This is a genomic window from Morganella sp. TYF_1, from assembly GCF_043105645.1.
Classification (GTDB): Bacteria; Pseudomonadota; Gammaproteobacteria; order Enterobacterales; family Enterobacteriaceae; genus Morganella; species Morganella morganii_B.
Genome location: NZ_JBICLU010000004.1, coordinates 25,036 through 45,472, shown reverse-complemented (window position 1 = coordinate 45,472; position 20,437 = coordinate 25,036). Strand labels below are relative to the sequence as shown.

The window sequence follows — 20,437 nt, the reverse complement described above, 5'->3', positions numbered from 1 at the left end:
AAGCTTCGTGCAATCAGCGGTAAAGGAGGGCTATACTACCCGCTCTGTCCCGTTCAGGGACGCAGGTATTCTCCCCGGCAGACGCACTGATAAGTAAGAGAGTTTCATGGCCAGATATCCCAAGGACACCAAGACCGACAAACCCCGTGACCATCAGATGGAAGGGCTGAAATTACCGCCGCATTCCCTGGAAGCCGAACAGTCCGTTCTCGGCGGACTGATGCTGGACAACGAGCGTTGGGATAATGTCTCTGAACGTGTGACCGGCGAGGACTTTTTCAGCCGCCCGCACCGGACGATTTTCAGTCAGATGCAGCGCCTGCTCGAGCAGGGCCGGCCGATTGACCTGATCACACTGTCCGAGGCACTGGAAACCGGCGGAGAGCTGGAAAATGTCGGCGGGTTTGCCTATCTGGCCGAACTTTCGAAAAATACGCCAAGTGCGGCGAACATTAACGCTTATGCTGATATCGTCCGCGAACGTGCGGTGATCCGCGATATGATTTCTGTCGCCAATGAGATCGCCGATGCCGGTTACGATCCGCAGGGGCGATCCAGTGAAGATCTGCTCGATCTGGCAGAATCCCGCGTGTTCCAGATCGCCGAAAACCGTGCCAATAAAGATGAAGGGCCGAAGGGGATCGAGGCGATTCTGGAAGAAACTGTCGAGAAGATCGAAAAGCTCTATGCCCAGCCGCATGACGGGGTGACCGGGGTATCGTCCGGGTATCAGGATCTGGATAAAAAGACCGCCGGTCTGCAACCTTCGGATTTAATTATTGTGGCGGCGCGTCCGTCCATGGGGAAAACCACCTTCGCCATGAACCTGTGTGAAAACGCCGCCATGACCGAAGAAAAACCGGTGCTGATTTTCAGCCTCGAGATGCCCGGTAACCAGATCATGATGCGTATGCTGGCCTCCCTTTCCCGTGTTGACCAGACCCGTATCCGTACCGGTCAGCTCGATGATGAGGATTGGGCGCGCATCTCCAGCACCATGGGGATTCTGCTGGAAAAGCGCAATATGTATATTGATGACTCCTCCGGCCTTACCCCGACCGAAGTCCGCTCCCGCGCACGGCGGATTTTCCGTGAGCACGGCGGTTTAAGCCTGATCATGATCGACTACCTGCAATTAATGCGCGTACCGTCTCTCTCTGATAACCGTACCCTGGAAATCGCTGAGATTTCCCGTTCTCTGAAAGCACTGGCCAAAGAATTACAGGTGCCGGTGGTTGCGTTGTCCCAGCTGAACCGTAGTCTGGAACAACGTGCCGATAAACGCCCGGTAAACTCCGACCTGCGTGAATCAGGCTCCATCGAGCAGGATGCCGACCTTATCATGTTTATCTACCGTGACGAGGTGTATCACGAAAGTAGTGATCTGAAAGGCGTGGCTGAAATTATTATCGGTAAGCAGCGTAACGGCCCTATCGGAACCGTCCGTCTGACCTTCAACGGTCAGTGGTCGCGTTTTGATAACTATGCAGGGCCGAGTTATGACGATGAATAAACCGTCTGAATATCATGCGGACGGGATAATAACCCTGATAACAAACAAGACATCAACAACCCCTAACCAAGGAACCCCTATGAAAGCGGCAACAGCCGTCATTGACCGTGGTGCGCTGCGCCACAACTGGCAGCGGATCCGGGCGCTTGCGCCGGATAGCCGTCATGTTGCGGTGGTCAAAGCAAACGCCTACGGCCACGGATTAGTCGAAATCGCCCGTGAACTCAATGAGGCGGATGCGTTTGCGGTGGCGCGTCTGAGTGAAGCGCACGCGTTGCGCGCCGGTGGTATTGTTAAACCTATCATCTTACTGGAAGGTTTTTTCGATGCGACGGATTTGCCGGTCATTGTTGCCAGTCGTCTGGAAGTGGCGGTACATTTTGAAGAGCAGTTAGTGGCGCTGGAGCAGGCGCAGTTATCGGATCCGGTGAAAGTCTGGATGAAAATTGATACCGGCATGCACCGTCTCGGCGTGCGTCCGGAAGAAGCAGAAGCGTTTTATCAGCGGCTGTGCAACTGCAAAAATGTGCAGCAGCCGGTGAATATCATCAGCCATTTCAGCCGTGCTGATGAAGACGATGCACAGCCGACAGAAGCACAAATCACCCGCTTTATGGCATTTGCTGCCGATAAACCGGGGGAAAAATCGATTTCCGCGTCCGGCGGTATTCTTTACTGGCCGCAGGCACACCTCGACTGGGTTCGCCCCGGGATCATTCTGTACGGCGTGTCACCGAAAAGCGGTACCGAAGCCGGTGATTATGGCCTGAAACCGGTGATGACCCTCAAATCCCGCCTGATTGCCGTGCGTAAACATAAAGCCGGGGAAGCGGTCGGTTACGGCGGTACCTGGGTCAGTGATCGTGATACCTGCCTGGGTGTGATTGCCGTCGGTTACGGTGACGGCTATCCGCGCAGTGCGCCGTCCGGCACACCGGTGGTGATTAACGGACGCCGTGTTCCCATTGCCGGGCGTATTTCCATGGACATGATAACTATCGACCTGGGACCGGATTGCAGTGATAAAGCGGGTGATGAAGTCATTTTATGGGGGGATTCACTGCCGGTGGAGCAAATCGCAGAAGCCAGTGGTATCAGTGCCTATGAACTGATCACCAGGCTGACCTCCCGCGTGGCGATGGAATATCTGGACGAATAAAATGTGACGCGATATGTTCTGATAGTGAGAAAAATAACAATCAGGAGTATCGCTTGTGTTCGAACATGTAGACGCCTACGGCGGCGACCCGATCTTAACGCTCGTTGAGCATTTCAAACAGGATCCCCGGAAGGAGAAGGTCAATCTCAGTATTGGCCTCTATTACGACGATTCCGGGGTGACTCCGCAACTGCACAGCATCACACAGGCAAAACAGCGCTATAACGCGCAGGATACCGGGGCCTCCCTGTATCTGCCGATGGAAGGTTTTTCCCCTTACCGCAGCGCGGTACAGACGCTGCTGCTGGGCGATGACAGCGAGCTTATCCGCCGGGGCCGTGTGGCGACGATCCAGACGCTGGGCGGATCCGGTGCGCTGAAGATCGGCGCGGATTTCCTGCACCGTTATTTCCCGGGATCGGATGTCTGGCTCAGTGATCCGACATGGGAAAACCATCAGGCGATCTTTGCCGGAGCCGGATTTAAAACTCATTATTATCCGTATTTTGATCCGCAGACCAAAGGCGTGAAGTTTGACGAGATGTTGGCAACATTTGAGACGTTACCGGCAAAAAGCATCATTTTACTGCATCCGTGCTGCCATAACCCGACCGGTTCCGATCTGACACCGGAGCAGTGGGATAACGTTGTCGCGGTGGTGAAAAAGCGGGAACTGATCCCGTTTCTGGATATTGCTTATCAGGGCTTCGGCAGCGGGATGGAAGAGGATGCTTATGCTATCCGCGCCATGGCGGCGGCTGAAGTACCGTGCTTCGTCAGTAACTCGTTCTCAAAAATCTTCTCGCTGTACGGTGAACGTGTGGGCGGACTGTCTGTTCTCTGCCCGACACAGCAGGAAGCAGAACGTGTGCTGGGTCAACTGAAAGCGGGTGTACGCCGTGTCTATTCCAGCGCACCGTCTTACGGGGCTAAACTGGTCTCTGAAGTGCTGAATGATACTGCGCTGAAAGCACAGTGGCGGGCGGAAGTGGACACCATGCGCAGCCGGATCGCAGAGATGCGGACAGTGCTGGTGGATACACTGAAAAACACACTGCCGGAGAAAAACTTTGACCATCTGCTGCATCAGCGCGGAATGTTCAGCTACACCGGGTTCAGTCCGGAGCAGGTTACTGCACTGCGTGAGCAGCATGCGGTGTATCTGGTCGGTTCCGGGCGTGTCTGCATGGCGGGGGTGAACCGTCATAATGTGGATGCGATTGCGCGGGCTTTTGCGGCGGTCAGCCGTTAATCCTCAGCAATGAAATGATGATGCGCGGAATCATTGTGTTCCGCGCCTGTTTCAGCGCAGCTGACTGTCTTTACTGCCGCGCCGGTTATAACCGCTGAATGCGGCCTGTTTTTTATCCGCTTCTGCCTGACAGTTCACACACAACTGTACACCGGGTATCGCTTCACGCCGCGCCTGCGGGATCGGCTCACCGCACTCTTCACAAAACAGCGCGCTTTCTCCTGTCGCCAGCTGGCTGCGCACCCGGGCGACCGCATCATCCAGTGTGGCATCAATCTGCTCCTGAACAGCAGAATCACTTGCCCATCCGCTTGCCATGTTCGTCTCCTGTTTCCGGTGGTTGCCTGATGCTTTATGTTATCACAGGTTGATTATTATTTCACCAGCACGGAAAGCGGACAAAAAAATACCGCAGCAAACGCTGCGGTATTTTCAGGGGCGGGAGATGATTAATAGCTTCTTTTCAGGATCGGCTTCAGGAAGCGGGCGGTGTGTGAGCGCTCACATGCTGCCACCTCTTCCGGGGTACCGGCGATCAGGATTTCACCGCCGCCGCTGCCGCCTTCCGGGCCTAAATCCACAATCCAGTCTGCGGTTTTAATCACATCGAGGTTGTGTTCGATAACCACAATACTGTTGCCCTGATCGCGCAGCTGATGCAGTACCGCCAGCAGTTGTTCGATATCTGCAAAATGCAGACCGGTGGTCGGCTCATCAAGGATATAGAGTGTCTGCCCGGTGCCGCGTTTGGAGAGTTCCTTCGCCAGTTTCACCCGCTGCGCTTCACCGCCGGAGAGGGTGGTTGCCGACTGCCCGAGACGGATATAAGAGAGGCCGACATCCATCAGGGTCTGTAATTTACGCGCCAGCGCCGGGACGGCATCGAAGAATTCACGGGCTTCCTCGATAGTCATATCCAGCACTTCGTGGATGTTTTTCCCTTTGTATTTCACTTCCAGGGTTTCGCGGTTATAGCGTTTGCCTTTGCACTGGTCGCACGGCACATACACATCCGGCAGGAAGTGCATTTCTACTTTCAGCACGCCGTCCCCCTGACAGGCTTCGCAGCGGCCGCCCTTGACGTTAAAGCTGAACCGGCCCGGCGTGTAGCCGCGTGAGCGGGATTCCGGTACCCCGGCGAACAGTTCGCGGACAGGCGTAAACACACCGGTATAGGTCGCCGGGTTTGAACGCGGAGTCCGGCCGATAGGGCTCTGGTCGATATCGATCACTTTGTCGAAATGCTCCAGACCGTCGACAGACTTATACGGCGCGGGGGTATTGGTGGTCGCACCATTGAGCTGTGTCTGGGCAATCGGGAACAGGGTATCGTTGATCAGGGTGGATTTCCCTGAACCGGACACCCCGGTGATGCAGGTAAACAGCCCGACCGGCAGATTCAGTGTCACATTCTTCAGGTTGTTACCGCTGGCACCGGTGATGGTCAGCATTTTGGCCGGATCCGCCGCATTGCGTTTTTCCGGGATGGTGATCCGCCGTTCGCCGCTGAGGAACTTCCCGGTCAGGGAATCCGGCGTGCCGATAATATCCTCCAGCGCCCCCTGGGCAACAATCTCCCCGCCGTGAACACCCGCGCCCGGGCCGATATCGATAATATGATCGGCGGCACGGATAGCATCCTCATCATGCTCCACCACAATCACGGTATTGCCGAGATTGCGCAGATGAATCAGGGTTTCCAGCAGGCGGTCATTATCGCGCTGATGCAGACCGATTGACGGCTCATCCAGCACATACATCACGCCGACCAGACCGGCACCGATCTGACTGGCAAGGCGGATACGCTGTGCCTCACCGCCGGACAGCGTTTCTGCGGAGCGGGAGAGTGTCAGATAATTCAGGCCGACGTTAACCAGGAATTTCAGGCGATCCTGAATCTCTTTCAGCACTTTTTCGGCTATTTTCGCGCGCTGTCCGCTGAATTTCAGGTTATTAAAGAAGTCCATCGCATGCCCGATGCTGAAATCAGAAATCTGCGGCAGTGTGGTGTCATCGACAAACACAAAGCGGGCTTCTTTTTTCAGACGGGTGCCGCCGCAGGAAATACACGGACGGTTACTGATATATTTGGCCAGTTCTTCGCGCACCGCCATGGATTCCGTTTCTTTATAACGGCGTTCCATATTGTGCAGCACACCTTCGAACGGATGATGGCGGACAGTCACATCACCCCGGTCATTGGAATATTTAAACTCAATGGATTCACGGCCTGAACCATTGAGGATCACTTTCTGAATTTTGGCCGGTAATTCGGAATACGGGGATTCAATATCAAACTTATAATGATCCGCCAGAGACATCAGCATCTGATAATAATAGAAATTACGGCGATCCCAGCCGCGGATAGCCCCGCCGCCGAGTGACAGATTCGGGTTCTGCACCACGCGATCCGGATCGAAAAACTGCTGAACGCCCAGGCCGTCACAGGTCGGGCAGGCACCCGCCGGGTTGTTGAAGGAGAACAGGCGCGGCTCCAGCTCACTCATGCTGTATCCGCAGACCGGACAGGCAAAGTTTGCCGAAAATACCAGCTCTTCGGCGCTGTTATCTTCCATATCGGCGATAATAGCTGTACCGCCGGACAGTACCAGCGCGGTTTCGAAGGATTCCGCCAGGCGCTGTGCCAGATCATCCCGGACTTTGAAACGGTCAACCACCACTTCGATGGTGTGTTTGATCTGCAGTTCCAGTTTCGGCGGATCAGAGAGATCACAGATTTCCCCGTCGATCCGCGCACGGATATAGCCCTGCGCCGCCAGGCTATCGAGCAGTTTGGTGTGTTCGCCTTTGCGTTCTTTAACCACCGGTGCCAGCAGCATCAGGCGTTTGCCTTCCGGCAGGGTCAGCACATTGTCCACCATCTGACTCACCGTCTGTGCTGCCAGCGGAATATCGTGATCCGGACAGCGCGGCTCACCCACGCGGGCAAACAGCAGGCGCAGATAGTCATGAATTTCAGTGATGGTCCCCACGGTGGAACGCGGGTTATGGGAAGTGGATTTCTGCTCGATGGAAATCGCCGGGGAAAGCCCTTCAATATGATCCACATCCGGTTTTTCCATCAGCGACAGGAACTGACGCGCATACGCGGACAGGGATTCCACATAGCGGCGCTGCCCCTCGGCATACAAGGTATCAAAGGCAAGGGACGACTTCCCGGAGCCGGATAACCCCGTGATAACAATCAGTTTATCACGCGGAATAATGAGGTTGATATTCTTCAGATTGTGGGTGCGGGCGCCCCGTATATCGATATTATCCATGTACCACTTCCCGGGAGTTTCAGATAGCGAACAATTTATTCAGCCTGATATTATTGCACATAACTTACTGAATGGATATCCAGTATCAGAAGAAATCTGTGTATAATCTCAGCAGCATTTGCCTGACAGCTGATTGCATTTTGCGCAGCAGATTTTAGAGAAGACACGCAAATCTGAAAAGGAAATATGTTGCGGACAGATCGACTTCATAAAAATTATCCGGACGTGTTAGACTAGATCCTTATATTGTTACAGACAAATTTCATCGGGAGCATTTCATGGCCAGCAGAGGCGTCAACAAAGTCATTCTTATCGGGAACCTGGGTCAGGATCCGGAAGTGCGTTACATGCCTAACGGCGGTGCGGTTACCAACATCACACTGGCGACATCAGAATCATGGCGTGATAAACAAACCGGCGAAATGAAAGAGAAGACCGAATGGCACCGTGTGGTGATCTTCGGCAAACTGGCAGAAATTGCCGGTGAATATCTGAAAAAAGGCTCACAGGTTTATATCGAAGGCTCACTCCAGACCCGTAAATGGCAGGATCAGAGTGGCCAGGAGCGTTACACCACAGAAGTCGTGGTGAATATCGGCGGCAGCATGCAGATGCTGGGCGGCCGCAGCGGCGGTGGCGACAATATGTCTCAGGGTGGCGGCTGGGGTCAGCCACAGCAGCCACAACAAGGCCAGCAGTTCAGCGGCGGCGGCAACCCGCGTCCGGCACAACAACCGGCAGCAGCAGCGCCGCAAAGCAATGAACCGCCAATGGATTTTGATGACGATATTCCGTTCTGATCTGAATATCTGTTATTTCATATAAAAAATCCCGCGTTGGCGGGATTTTTTATATGTGCGATCTGAAATCAGTCCGCGGCGTCGGTGATAATACCGTTAATGGCGCGGGTGACACAGGTTGCGCTGAGTTTTGAGTAACCACCTCCGCCAAGAAAAACAGCGGGGATTTGTTTCTCTGACAGGAACTGCCAGGTTGTTTTATCTCTTTGTGCAATATCACTGATTGTCAGTGAAAGGCCGCCGAGTTTATCTGCTTCAAGCGGATCTGTGCCGGTAATGACAAATGCTATTTTATAGCTACCGTTTATCTTATTTAAGGCATCACGGTATTGGTTCAGGTAATGAATTCCGGTGGTTTTCTCCGGAAGCGGAACAGGGATATCAACACGTTCGCGGGTATATTGTGATTGCGGATAAATATCCTGATTATAAATATCAAGGATCGTTACCTGGCGGTTATCCATAAAATCGACAGCATTACCATTGCCGTGATGTGCATCGGTATCAATAATTAATATTCTGTCATCTGCGGACAGGATATTTCTCCGGCGTAATTCCTGATAGCAAATCGTGATGTCATTATAGATACAGAATCCCTCCATATTCTGGTGAGATGCGTGATGATAGCCACCGGCAAGATTCCAGAAAATAGTATTTTCCTGTATGGCTTTTTGTGCTCCCAACAGTGTGCCGGCGATACCAAAACGCATAGGGGTTAATACATGCTTATCCAGATATGCATAGCTGAGGAAGGGGAGCCGGGGAAACTCAAGTGCTCTCAGGATGCCCTTCTTATTTTTGACTCTGTATTTCATTATCCCGGAAAGATAATCGTCTATGATCTGCTCATCTATAGCGGAATCAGGCATGTGAAACCGGATTTTACTGTTATTTTTCAAATCATTAAAAATAGATTTGAATTTCATTCCGTAAAACGGATGAAAGTAACTCAACAGTCCGATGTCAAAATTATAATTCTCACTATAGATTACATTCATACTATATTTACCGAGAGTTCCTGTGCATACCGTAAGATATCATGAGGTGTCCAGATCCCTCTACCCAGAGTTGAACCTAAATATTTGGAATAATTACTGGCTGATGGTGTAAAGCCGGGTTTTTTATCACAGGCAACAGCCAGGCATTCAGCAACAATATGAGAGCAGTTATTGCGGGCCAGCTGATATCTCGGTGTGTTACTCATTAGTTCTGCGATATGAAATGCAAGTTTTTCTTCATTGATTTCATTAATAGTGACAACCAGGGGTTGTCTGTTGCCTTCATTTTCAATGTCTTCCTTTAACGCGCCCATAAAAGCACCGGGGTGACTATTAGATTTAATTTTCAGATCTTTTTTTCCTGCACTGTCTTTTGGCCAGAAACTGACGTAGTTTCCCTGAAATGAAAGAGATGCATGTCCGATATATTTTCCTTCCGGTAGCCAGATATAAACTTTTAACATGTAACACTCCTTGTTTTTAACTGAGTGCTAAATGTATTTTTTTATCCGTAAAGCGAAATAATGATTAATCTTAATCTTATTTTTTCATGTATATCGTCTGCATATGAAACATGAAATGTACTTCGCTGAAATATCACAGATGAAAATAAGGGGTCATCAGCTCAGAATAAATAAGAAAAAAATTATTTTTCTGCGTAATTCTGCATAGTCAGTGGCAAAAAAATACCCCTTACGTCTGATGACAGTAAGGGGTGATGTCTCATGCCGTTGGATGAACACATGAGATTGCCCGGGGTTAACAGGCAGTGAAGCTTATGTTGTTATAAGTCCTGTTTTTATCCTGTTCGTCTGATTTTTCATCATAACGGATATTTTTAGTATAAATAGCTGTCGTAATCGGATGTGTGTTTATCTTTTTAAAAGAAAAAATCCAATAAAATCATTGGGTATCAATAAACGATATACTCAATTTTTTATTAAAATGCGATAAGAGGCTTAAAGAGCATGTGTCGGATTACGTTTTATCGGTAAACCTGAAACGTGACAATCAGAATAGTCATTATATGTGATTAATATCACATAAATGTACCCATTTCAGCTGTAGTTGTAATTTTAATGTAATTTCACCTGCGTTTTTGCAACAAAAAAATCACATTAAATGTATTCTGTCACGAATGTTACCGGATGAGTAAGAGCTGTTTTTTATCATGCTGAACAATAAAACTGATAAAGAAGCTGTTTTTAGTGACTGACAGCGATAATGTAAACAGATGCTGACAAGTTATTTTGCTGCAATATATTCCTCTGCTGTTTCCTGATATTGGTTTGTATAGCTCCGGATAATCGTTCCTGTAACCTTTTTTATCGCTATTTTTTCGGTGTAATAATGCTATTTCCCGCTGAAGCTATTAACAGAGTATTTTAATTTGTTATTATAAATCAAATGATTATGTGATTTTTCTTTTTGTGTCAGTGATTTATCAGTGATGGTGATCACAAATCAGCGGCTAAATAAAAAATAAATGAAAAAAGGCTTGTACAGATTTCATTCTTATGTTTTTTTAAAGTACGAACCGAATTTATTCACACACAATTTACTGTTGAGAGATATCCCGTGAAACCATTCACCCGTCCGCAAAACGTACTACTAACAACCGCGCTATCAGACGCGGTTGTCGTCGTGCGTGTGGTAGTGGTGGTGGTCGTCGGCAGCGCGCCGTAACGGGCTGGGATCAGCAACAGGATCACTAACCCCGCCGGCGTAAACCGAGCGGGGTTTTTTTATGTCAGGCTCCGCGAAACTGAACCGGTTGTTAAAAAAAGGATGATGTTATGGGAGCTTCACAGCAGACTCAGGCAAAAACCCGGATGACGGGGGCGGAATTAATTATCCGCATGTTAGAACAGCACGGGATCACCTCTGTATCCGGTATTCCGGGTGGTGCGGCGCTGCCGCTGTATGATGCACTGGGCAACAGCCGTATCCGGCATATCCTCGCCCGCCATGAGCAGGGTGCCGGGTTTATCGCGCAGGGGATTGCCCGTACAACCGGTAAAGCGGCGGTATGTATCTCCTCCAGCGGGCCGGGTGCGACCAACCTGATGACTGCGATTGCCGATGCCAAACTGGATTCGGTTCCGCTGGTCTGTATCACCGCCCAGGTCTCTTCGCCGATGATCGGTACCGATGCCTTCCAGGAAGTGGACACTTACGGCATGTCTATCCCTATTACCAAACACAACTACCTGGTGCGCAATGTTCAGGATCTGCCGGGCATTATCGCCGATGCATTCCGTATTGCGGAATCCGGCCGTCCGGGCCCGGTCTGGGTGGATGTGCCGAAAGATGTTCAGGCCGCCATCATTGAGATTGACGAATTGCCGCCAATCATGCCAAAAGATTCGTTACCGCTGTTTGATGCCGAAAAAGTCAGTGAAGCGGCCGCCATGATTAATCAGGCGAAGCGCCCGATCCTGTATATCGGCGGCGGTATTGTCGCGTCGCAGTCCCAGCAGCTGGTGCAGAGTTTTGCCGAACGAGCCGGGTTGCCGACCACCATGACACTGATGGGGTTGGGCACCATCCCGCAGCAGCATCCGCTCTATCTGGGAATGTTAGGGATGCACGGCGCGCGTTATACCAATATGATTTTGCAGGAATCGGATTTGCTGATTGTGGTCGGGGCGCGCTTTGATGACCGTGCGATCGGCAAGGCGGAGCAGTTCTGCCCGGATGCCAAAATTATCCATGTGGATATCGACCGCGCGGAGATCAGCAAGATCAAACAACCGGATATTGCGATCAACGCGGATGCCGGACAGGTTCTCACTATGTTGCTGCCGCAGATTGAGGTAAATACCCGTCAGGCGTGGAATGATCATATCACGCAGATCAAACAGGAATTTCCGCTGGAGCAGATGAATAAATCCGATCCGTTAAGTCATTTCGGATTGATCGCTGCCGTGGCGGATGCGGTGGATAATGATGCCATCATCACCACGGATGTCGGCCAGCACCAGATGTGGGTGGCGCAGGCGTATCCGTTATGCCGCCCGCGTCAGTGGCTGACCTCCGGCGGACTCGGAACGATGGGCTTCGGGTTACCGGCAGCGATTGGTGCCGCACTGGCAGAGCCGTCACGCAAGATCGTCTGCTTCACCGGGGACGGCAGTATTATGATGAATATTCAGGAGATGGCGACCGCCGCTGAGCATAACCTGGATATCAAAATTATTCTCATGAACAACCAGGCACTGGGGATGGTTCACCAGCAGCAGACACTGATGTTCAACGAGCACATTGTGGCATCTGCCTATCCGTATCAGACTGATTTTGTGACAATTGCCAAAGGCTTCGGATTACACACCTGTGATCTGAATAAAGAGAGTGATCCGCATGCTGCATTGCAGGCGGCGATTGATCGCCCCGGGCCGTGCCTGATCCACGCATTAATCGATGTCAGTGAAAAAGTGTGGCCGATGGTATTGCCGGGTGATGCCAATATCGATATGGTCACAGCGTGATGACGGAGAACAGAATCATGGAAAAAAATAATCAGCCTATCGCTCTGGAACTGGTGGTCCGCAACCACCCCGGCGTGATGACACACATTTGCGGTCTGTTTGCCCGCCGGGCGTTTAACGTGGACGGTATTCTGTGTCTGCCGCTGCCGGGACAGGATCACAGCCATATCTGGCTGCTGGTGAAATCGGATGATCGACTAAGCCAGATGGTCAGTCAGGTGGAGAAACTGGAAGACGTGCAGGACGTGAAATACAACGAAGATATCAGTATCTTTGAGCAACTGAATAAATACATTCAGTAGAATGATGAAACCGGGCAGATAAGCCCGGTTTTTTGTCTGCGGTTACGGGGATGTCTGGCCGATATGGGAATAGGACATAATCAGCGTACCGCTCAGCTCGCCTTCCATACAGATATAAGAATGGGGAATATCACAGGAGAACGCATAGAAATCCCCCGGTTCCAGCAGCACAGTCTGATCGTCATTAAAGCGCATCATCAGCGTACCCTGATGGATAAGAATATGCTCATGGGTGCCGGTGCTGTGCGCGGGGCTGTTAATAATCGCGCCGCGGATCATCTTCAGGTGCCAGATCTCCGAAATATTTCCCATGCCGACACGGAATTTAAAATCTTCCGCATATTCCCCTTTAAAGACTTTATTTTTTTCGTAACGGGGATAACCTTCATTACTGGCGGTAAACAGATCCCCCAGCGGAAAACGCAGTGCAACGGCAATGGCCTCCAGTGTATCGATACGCGGATTGGAATCACCGGATTCCAGTTTGGAGAGCGCGGCTTTCGAGATGCCGGAGAGTTTTGAAAGATCATTGAGCGACAGGTTACGCGCCTGACGCAGCAGTTTGACCTTCTGGCCGATGTGGGCACTGGTTTTTAGCATAATGTAATCGATACCAATGAAATTTGCAGGGAAACCCTGTTAGTATTGCACACGTGTTGTACAACGGTAAGCCGTGATTTTCCGGAAAAAACAGCACTGACAGGTAATACTATCAGATGAAAGGATCCGGCATGGTGATAATTAACATAAGTCATTAAACGGGTGCTCACCATGATCTATACCCTGCCATGGGCAGATTTTTTTATCTGTTTTACGGTTCTCTTCGCCGGTTATCTGGTTTTCGGCATGGTCGGTTTTGGCTCCGCACTGATCGCAAGTCCGGTGCTGGCTTTCTTTATTCCTGTCTCACACATTGTGCCGATGCTGGCGCTGATGGATCTGGGTGCGGCGGTGATTAACGTCACCCGCGACGGACGCAAAGCCGATTTTGCCGAGCTGAAATGGATGGTGCCGCTGATGATCGGCGGCAGTCTGATTGGCGCGGCGATCCTGCTGAAAACACATCCTGATTTGCTGGCGGTGTTCCTCGGGGCCTTTATTGTTCTCTATGCGCTTTATTCCCTCTTTATTAAGAAGACGGCACGGCATTATCCGCAGAAATACATCATTCCCTTCGGGATTGGCGGCGGCATTCTGAGTGCGCTGTTCGGGGCGGGCGGGTTTGTTTACGCCATCTATTTTGCCGGGCGGATTGAGGATAAAAACCGCTTTCGCATTACGCAGACCACCCTGATCGGCTTCAGTACATTAACCCGCGTAATAATTTTTCTGATTATGGGGATCTATTGGAACAGTGACATCGCCATTACCGCGCTGCTGTTCCTGCCTGCGATGGTGGCAGGAATTGTCCTCGGGCGGCATATCACCATGCGTATCCCGAAAGAGGCATTTTTCCGTTTCCTGAATATGGTGATCCTGCTGGCCGGTCTGACGTTGCTTATCAGCAATCTGTTACGCTGACGGCTGTCAGCGCAATACGTTTTTGGCACATTGCCGGGCGCGCAGCAGCTCATCTGTGGTTTTGCTTTTGCTGAAACAGTCACGGTAACGGGCGGCATAGGCGCTGTATTGTGCCTGTGCTTCCGGCAGCGGCAGGGACAGCAGATGATTGATAAAGGTAAAACTGCCGATCTCCGCATGCTGATAATCCACCGGATTTTTCCATTCCCCGCCCCAGCGGAGAAAACCATGGCTGAAAACCAGCGGCAGCACCGTTTCCATTTTTCCGTTACGAATATTTTCTCTGTTGGTCAGCGCGGCGGCGGATTGCGGCGGGCTGATAGTCACACGGCTATTTTTATCGCGGAAGCGGTAAGGGTTTTGCTGCGGATTAATGTCGATCGCCATGCCGTAAGCGTGTTTTGACCAGGCTTTCTGACTGGCCTGACGACGGCCGTTAAATGCTGAAGTATTATTAGCCGCCATGGATGCCTCATCATCCCCGCCGAAGGCTTCTATCGGCAGCACGCTGTGCAGCGGGAATTTTTGCCGGTACAACTCATCGAACAGCGCTTCCGTTTCAGGGGCAATAATATCGGCGACAGTAATGGTGCCGGTGCGGGTTTCGCCCTCAAAGGAGATAAACCGGACATCCACATTGACCAGCCGTTCGCAGGGCACCGGGTTTTCTGCTGTGATAATACCGAGTGCGGTCATGGCACGGCAGGTGTCCGGGCTGAGCGGGGTAATTGCCGCCTGAGCTGCCGGTAATGCAGAACAGAGCAGGCTCACAGGGAGGAGAAAAGTAGTCAGTTTCATCATAGATTCCGTCATCAGGCACCGGGACCGATGATGATAACCCGTCAATGGCACAGAGGTGAAAAAATTCCCGGATTTGGCCTTGATTATCAGGATTTTTCCTAAGATAATCGTTTGCCTCAAAAAATCACATCTTTTCTCTGTAAAAAGCCAAACGTTTGCGTCGTGGGTGTCCGGTTTTTTTATCCGGAACCAGCGGATTTTTTCTGAAAACGCAATCGTTTACGTGATGTGACACAAAATTCATTAACACAGGTGATGACATGTCTGCGACACAGCCGCAAAGCGGGTGCAAATTAGACCAATTTTTTAAACTGACTGAGCGCGGCACCACTGTCCGCCGTGAAGTTCTCGCCGGACTGACCACATTCCTGGCGATGGTGTACTCGGTGATTGTTGTGCCGGGTATGCTCGGCCAGGCGGGTTTCCCGCATACGGCGGTCTTTATCGCCACCTGTCTGGTGGCGGGGCTCGGTTCTCTGCTGATGGGGTTATGGGCAAACCTGCCGATGGCGATCGGCTGTGCGATTTCCCTGACCGCCTTTACCGCATTCAGTATGGTGATTGGTCAGAATATCCCGATCCCGGTCGTACTGGGCGCGGTGTTCCTGATGGGAGTGCTGTTTACCCTGATCTCCGTAACCGGTATCCGGACATGGATCCTGCGTAATATCCCGCTGGGGATTGCCCACGGCACGGGGATCGGTATCGGTCTGTTCCTGCTGCTGATTGCCGCCACTAATATTGACCTTGTGATCAAAAACCCGCAGGCAGGCATGCCGGTGGTACTGGGGGATTTCACCTCTTTCCCTGTGATAATGGCGCTGGCGGGTCTGGCGGTGATTTTCGGTCTGGAGCGCCTGAAAGTCCCGGGGGCAGTACTGCTGGTGATTATTGCGATTTCCGTTATCGGGCTGATTTTTGACCCGAATGTGAAATATCAGGGCTTTTTCAAATTACCGTCCCTTGGTGATGACGGGCTGTCACTCTTTTTCAGCATGGATATCATGGGCGCACTGCAACCACTGGTGTTGCCAACAGTTCTGGCGCTGGTGATGACGGCGGTGTTTGATGCGACAGGCACGATCCGCGCGGTAGCCGGTCAGGCGAATCTGCTGGATAAAGATAATCAGATCATTAACGGCGGCAAAGCCCTGACGACAGACTCCGTCAGCAGCATTGTAGCCGGTGTTGTCGGCGCGGCGCCTGCTGCGGTGTATATCGAATCTGCGGCCGGTGCCGCTGCGGGTGGTCGTACCGGTCTGACCGCAACCGTGGTCGGGGTACTGTTCCTGCTGATCCTGTTCCTCTCTCCGCTCTCTTACCTGGTACCGGCCTATGCCACAGCACCGGCGCTGATGTATGTCGGTCTGCTGATGCTGAGTAATGTCAGTAAACTGGATTTCAGTGACTTTGTTGGTTCTATGTCAGGTTTATTGTGTGCGGTCTTCATTGTACTGACCGGTAATATTGTGACCGGGATTATGCTGGGCTTTGCTTCACTGGTTATCGGTCGTATCGCCGGAGGGGAATGGCGTAAGCTGAATATCGGTACAGTGCTTATCGCAGCGGCACTGGTGGCATTTTATGCTGGTGGCTGGGCGATTTAAGTCATAAATCACCATTTCACGGAAGCTGTTGGTGAGGATACGCTTTATTTATACGATTTATCTTAAAACACTAATTAATTGCCCGATTTAATGGCCTGAGAAGATAAAATAGCAGTGGCGAATAACGCATCCGCCGCTGCTTTTTTTGTATGATAGTGGCAACCGGCGGTAATTTTTTCTCCTCCGGGCTCTTATTGCGGTTTTTTTGCCGTTATTAACAGTATCTTTTTGTCAGCGGGCTGATTAGGCCCTAAGTTCAGTAAGGGTAATATGGAAATATTCTTTACGATTCTTATTTTGATTCTGGTCGTGTCGGTGTCCGGTGTTCTCACCAAAATGATCCCGTATCGTATTCCGTTACCCATCATTCAGATCGCAATGGGGGCCCTGCTTGCCTTCCCGCAGTTTGGTCTGCATGTCACGTTCGATCCTGAACTGTTTCTCGTCCTGCTGATACCGCCGTTGCTGTTTGTTGACGGCTGGAAGACCCCGACCCGGGAGTTTATGCAGAAAGGGCGGGAAATCTTCATCCTGGTGCTGTTCCTGGTGCTGGTGACGGTTATCGGCATCGGGTATCTGATCTACTGGCTGATGCCGGGGATTGAGCTGATTCCGGCCTTTGCCCTTGCGGCGGTGCTGTCTCCGACAGATGCCGTGGCGCTGTCGTCGATTGTCGGCAAAGGGCGCATTCCGAAACAGATGATGGGCATTCTGGAAGGGGAGGCGCTGATGAATGACGCCTCCGGTCTGGTCGCGCTGAAATTTGCCGTGGCAATTGTCATGGGCACGATGATTTTCTCCGTCACCGGTGTCACCCTGGAATTCTTCAAAGTCGCTATCGGCGGCCTGCTGGCCGGGGTGGCGGTCACCTGGCTGTACAGTAAATCACTGCGTCTGATGAGCCGCTGGAGCGGGGATGACCCGGCCACGCAAATCGTCTTTATGTTACTGCTGCCGTTTGCCTCTTATCTGATCGCGGAACACATCGGTGTGTCCGGTATCCTGGCCGCTGTGGCGGCGGGGATGACTATCAGTAAATCCGGGGTTATCCGTAATGCACCGCTGGCAATGCGTCTGCGGGCGGATAATGTCTGGGGGATGCTGGAATTTGTCTTTAACGGCCTGGTCTTTATTATGCTCGGTCTGCAACTGCCGGGGATCTGGCAGGTGTCCGTTATTGAGGCGGAACTTGACCCGACAGTAGAAACCTGGATGCTGTTTACCGCGGTTATCGTGATCTACTTTGCCCTGCTGGTGCTGCGTTTCTGCTGGTTGTGGATGATGAAAACCGTCAGCCGCCTGACCTTAAAACGCAAGCCGCTGGATTTTACGTTTTACTCCACCCGTGATCTGTGGCTGGCATCATTTGCTGGGGTACGCGGGGCGATAACACTGGCGGGTGTGCTGTCCATCCCGTTGTTTCTGCCGGACGGCACGCCGTTCCCGGCCCGTTATCAGATGGTGTTTATCGCCGCCGGGGTGATTATCTTCTCACTCTTTATGGGGGTGGTATCGCTGCCGTTCCTGCTCAAAGGGATGAATGTCGGGGATAAACAGGCGGATGCCAATGAAATCCGCGCGGCGAAAGCGGCGATGGCGGAAGTGGCCATTGTCAGTATCGGCAAGATGGAAGAGCGTTTGTCCGCCAGTTCGGATGAAGCGCTGGATGCGGAAGCGATCAGTGAGGTGGCCTCGCGGGTGGCCGGACACCTCAGGCGGCGTACCGCCGGGGGGGATGAGATGGAATATAACCTCCAGGTGGAAGATCTGGAGCGCCGTTTCCGTCTGACCGCACTGCGTGCCGAGCGCGGCGAGCTGTATCACCAGCGTGCGACCCGTAATATCAGCAATGAAACCCTGCAACTGCTGCTGCATGATCTGGATCTGCTGGAAGCCCTGCTGGTTGAGAAAGAAACATAACCGATGCCGTTACTGATAATTACCACGATCCTGTGGGCCGCATCGTTCAGCCTGATTGGCGAGTATCTCGCCGGTCAGGTGGACAGCTGGTTCTCTGTATTAGTCCGTGTGTCGCTGGCGGCACTGGTTTTTCTGCCGTTTCTGCGCTGGCGCGGGATCGCTCCGAAAGTCATTCTGATGTATATGGTGGTGGGTGCCTGTCAGCTCGGTATTATGTATCTCTTTGTTTTCCATGCCTACAACTACCTGACTGTCGCGGAATTCCTGCTGTTTACCGTGCTGACCCCCCTGTATGTGACGCTGATTTATGATCTGCTGGAGCGGCGCGGGTTGCGCTGGGGTTATGTATTCAGTTCGCTGCTGGCGGTGATTGGTGCGGCGGTGATCCGCTATGACCATCTCAGTGATTCTTTCTGGACGGGGTTGATTCTGGTGCAGCTGGCGAATATCTTCTTTGCTATCGGTCAGGTCGGTTACAAGCGGTTGATGGAAGTGTATCCGCTGGTGCAGCGCACGGCGTTTTCCTGGTTCTACCTCGGTGCCTGTGTGGTGGCGCTGGCGGGCTGGCTGCTGTTCGGTAATTTCGCCAAAATGCCGTCCACGCAGTTACAGTGGGGTGTCCTGCTGTGGCTGGGGATCGGGGCATCCGGGATCGGCTACTTTATGTGGAACTACGGCGCCACGCAGGTGGACGCCGGAACACTCGCGATCATGAACAACATGATGGTTCCGGCGGGGTTACTGGTGAACTTTGCCATCTGGCAGCAACATCCGAACTGGCTCACGTTCAGCATTGGCGCAACCCTGATTGTGGCATCTCTGTGGGTACACCGGGTATGGATACTGAAGCCGTCTTTACAAAAGGCAGATTGTCCACCGCGTGCTGACGCGTCGCGCGAATAAACGACTCAACAGCCGGCTGGCGCTGTTCCCTGCTGCGGTTTGCGGCATACAGCCGGCTCCACAATCCTTCCCCTAAGGTTTTGGTCACCACCATCCCCTGTCTTTCAAAATTCTCCACCGCCCAGTGTGGCAGTGCGGCGATCCCCATACGGGCGGCGACCATCTGGATCATCAGCAGGGTGTTATCCACGGTTTTTATCTGCGGGGAAACACCGGCCGGTTGCAGGAAACGCCGCCAGATATCAAAGCGCTGGCGCTGTACCGGATAAATCAGCAGGGTTTCTGCGGTCAGATCCTGCGGCTGGATATGCAGACGGCGGGCCAGCGGATGCTCCGGTGCCACCACCAGTTTCACCTCATAATCAAACAGCGGCGTATACGTCAGCTTCCCGTTGTGCTGCTCATCAATATCGGATGTCAGCACCACATCGAGTTCGCGTTTCAGCAGTTCCGGCTGCGGATCAAAACTGACCCCGGAAGTGAAATCGACATTAATCTGCGGCCAGCTCTCGCGGAAATGCGCCAGAGCAGGGGTCAGCCACTGAATGCAGCTGTGGCACTCAATCGCCACGCGCAGTGCGGTCAGTCCCGGCTCATTACATTCACGGATAGCATCTTTTACCAGCGGCAGTACCTGCTCCGCCAGCTGTAACAGTACCTGTCCCTGCGGGGTAAATTGCAGCGGCTGGGTTTTGCGGATAAAAATCCGGTAGCCGAGCCGGTGCTCCAGTTCACTGAACTGATGGGAAAGGGCGGATTGTGTCTGATGCAACGCACCTGCGGCTCCCGCGAGTGACCCTGACTGATTCAGTGCCTGAATCGTTTTTAAATGTTTTATTTCTATCATGAGGAACCTTCAGGTTAGCGATGAAGAATTTGCGCTTGTTTC

At 52.1% G+C, this 20,437-nt stretch carries 17 protein-coding genes; 10 read left to right on the top strand and 7 right to left on the bottom strand.

Annotation, left to right across the window (positions count from 1 at the left end; translation table 11 throughout):
* Positions 1 to 106 precede the first annotated feature (106 nt).
* The 3 genes from dnaB (at position 107) to ACF8OF_RS01100 (ending at position 3,924) form a co-directional block, all read left to right on the top strand.
* Positions 107 to 1,513 (top strand): replicative DNA helicase, encoded by a 1,407-nt coding sequence (gene dnaB / locus ACF8OF_RS01110; protein ID WP_015422419.1) that lies wholly within the window; start codon positions 107 to 109, stop codon positions 1,511 to 1,513.
* A 79-nt stretch (positions 1,514 to 1,592) separates the two neighbouring features.
* Positions 1,593 to 2,672: an alanine racemase gene (gene alr, locus ACF8OF_RS01105; RefSeq protein ID WP_392495434.1), complete on the top strand. Its 1,080-nt coding sequence runs from the start codon at positions 1,593 to 1,595 to the stop codon at positions 2,670 to 2,672.
* A gap of 55 nt (positions 2,673 to 2,727) precedes the next feature.
* Positions 2,728 to 3,924, top strand: coding sequence for an aromatic amino acid transaminase (locus tag ACF8OF_RS01100; protein ID WP_392495433.1), 1,197 nt, complete (start codon positions 2,728 to 2,730; stop codon positions 3,922 to 3,924).
* A 51-nt stretch (positions 3,925 to 3,975) separates the two neighbouring features.
* Here ACF8OF_RS01100 and ACF8OF_RS01095 read toward each other — a convergent pair whose 3' ends face one another.
* Both ACF8OF_RS01095 and uvrA read right to left on the bottom strand, forming a co-directional pair.
* Positions 3,976 to 4,242 carry a DksA/TraR family C4-type zinc finger protein gene (locus ACF8OF_RS01095; protein ID WP_108655594.1) on the bottom strand — a complete coding sequence of 89 codons (267 nt, stop codon included), beginning with the start codon at positions 4,240 to 4,242 and terminating at the stop codon, positions 3,976 to 3,978.
* 131 nt (positions 4,243 to 4,373) lie between these two features.
* A complete protein-coding gene (gene uvrA, locus ACF8OF_RS01090) occupies positions 4,374 to 7,208 on the bottom strand; it encodes an excinuclease ABC subunit UvrA (protein ID WP_392495432.1) in 2,835 nt (944 codons plus the stop codon).
* A gap of 278 nt (positions 7,209 to 7,486) precedes the next feature.
* Between uvrA and ACF8OF_RS01085 the strand changes: the two genes are divergently transcribed.
* Positions 7,487 to 8,008 (top strand): single-stranded DNA-binding protein, encoded by a 522-nt coding sequence (locus ACF8OF_RS01085; RefSeq protein WP_032099136.1) that lies wholly within the window; start codon positions 7,487 to 7,489, stop codon positions 8,006 to 8,008.
* A 68-nt stretch (positions 8,009 to 8,076) separates the two neighbouring features.
* On the opposite strand, the gene ACF8OF_RS01080 is transcribed toward ACF8OF_RS01085, so the two are convergent.
* Both ACF8OF_RS01080 and ACF8OF_RS01075 read right to left on the bottom strand, forming a co-directional pair.
* The gene (locus ACF8OF_RS01080) at positions 8,077 to 8,877 is read right to left on the bottom strand and encodes a hypothetical protein (RefSeq protein WP_392495430.1); all 801 of its coding nucleotides are present in this window, start codon (positions 8,875 to 8,877) and stop codon (positions 8,077 to 8,079) included.
* A gap of 125 nt (positions 8,878 to 9,002) precedes the next feature.
* Complete coding sequence (locus ACF8OF_RS01075; RefSeq protein ID WP_025154694.1) at positions 9,003 to 9,470, bottom strand: hypothetical protein; 468 nt, start codon at positions 9,468 to 9,470, stop codon at positions 9,003 to 9,005.
* Between the two features lie 1,332 nt (positions 9,471 to 10,802).
* On the opposite strand from ACF8OF_RS01075, the gene ilvB reads away from it, so the two are divergent.
* Together ilvB and ilvN are read left to right on the top strand one after the other, a co-directional pair.
* Entirely contained in the window at positions 10,803 to 12,494 is a 1,692-nt protein-coding gene (ilvB, locus tag ACF8OF_RS01070) for an acetolactate synthase large subunit (RefSeq protein WP_392495429.1), read from the top strand.
* 17 nt (positions 12,495 to 12,511) lie between these two features.
* Positions 12,512 to 12,796, top strand: coding sequence for an acetolactate synthase small subunit (gene ilvN, locus ACF8OF_RS01065; protein ID WP_004238249.1), 285 nt, complete (start codon positions 12,512 to 12,514; stop codon positions 12,794 to 12,796).
* A gap of 42 nt (positions 12,797 to 12,838) precedes the next feature.
* On the opposite strand, the gene ACF8OF_RS01060 is transcribed toward ilvN, so the two are convergent.
* A complete protein-coding gene (locus ACF8OF_RS01060; RefSeq protein WP_072872452.1) occupies positions 12,839 to 13,396 on the bottom strand; it encodes a helix-turn-helix domain-containing protein in 558 nt (185 codons plus the stop codon).
* Positions 13,397 to 13,567: 171 nt separating this feature from the next.
* On the opposite strand from ACF8OF_RS01060, the gene ACF8OF_RS01055 reads away from it, so the two are divergent.
* Entirely contained in the window at positions 13,568 to 14,317 is a 750-nt protein-coding gene (locus ACF8OF_RS01055; RefSeq protein WP_262860256.1) for a sulfite exporter TauE/SafE family protein, read from the top strand.
* Between the two features lie 6 nt (positions 14,318 to 14,323).
* On the opposite strand, the gene ACF8OF_RS01050 is transcribed toward ACF8OF_RS01055, so the two are convergent.
* Positions 14,324 to 15,118 (bottom strand): M15 family metallopeptidase, encoded by a 795-nt coding sequence (locus ACF8OF_RS01050; protein WP_392495428.1) that lies wholly within the window; start codon positions 15,116 to 15,118, stop codon positions 14,324 to 14,326.
* A gap of 260 nt (positions 15,119 to 15,378) precedes the next feature.
* On the opposite strand from ACF8OF_RS01050, the gene ACF8OF_RS01045 reads away from it, so the two are divergent.
* The 3 genes from ACF8OF_RS01045 (at position 15,379) to ACF8OF_RS01035 (ending at position 19,548) form a co-directional block, all read left to right on the top strand.
* On the top strand, positions 15,379 to 16,725 hold the full coding sequence (locus ACF8OF_RS01045; RefSeq protein WP_262860254.1) for an NCS2 family permease: 1,347 nt from the start codon (positions 15,379 to 15,381) through the stop codon (positions 16,723 to 16,725).
* A 270-nt stretch (positions 16,726 to 16,995) separates the two neighbouring features.
* Entirely contained in the window at positions 16,996 to 18,645 is a 1,650-nt protein-coding gene (locus ACF8OF_RS01040) for a Na+/H+ antiporter (RefSeq protein WP_025154689.1), read from the top strand.
* 3 nt (positions 18,646 to 18,648) lie between these two features.
* On the top strand, positions 18,649 to 19,548 hold the full coding sequence (locus ACF8OF_RS01035) for a carboxylate/amino acid/amine transporter (protein WP_392495427.1): 900 nt from the start codon (positions 18,649 to 18,651) through the stop codon (positions 19,546 to 19,548).
* Here ACF8OF_RS01035 and metR read toward each other — a convergent pair.
* Positions 19,433 to 20,395, bottom strand: a complete 963-nt coding sequence (gene metR, locus ACF8OF_RS01030) for an HTH-type transcriptional regulator MetR (protein ID WP_392495426.1) — start codon at positions 20,393 to 20,395, stop codon at positions 19,433 to 19,435. The genes ACF8OF_RS01035 and metR overlap by 116 nt on opposite strands.
* Positions 20,396 to 20,437: the final 42 nt, after the last annotated feature.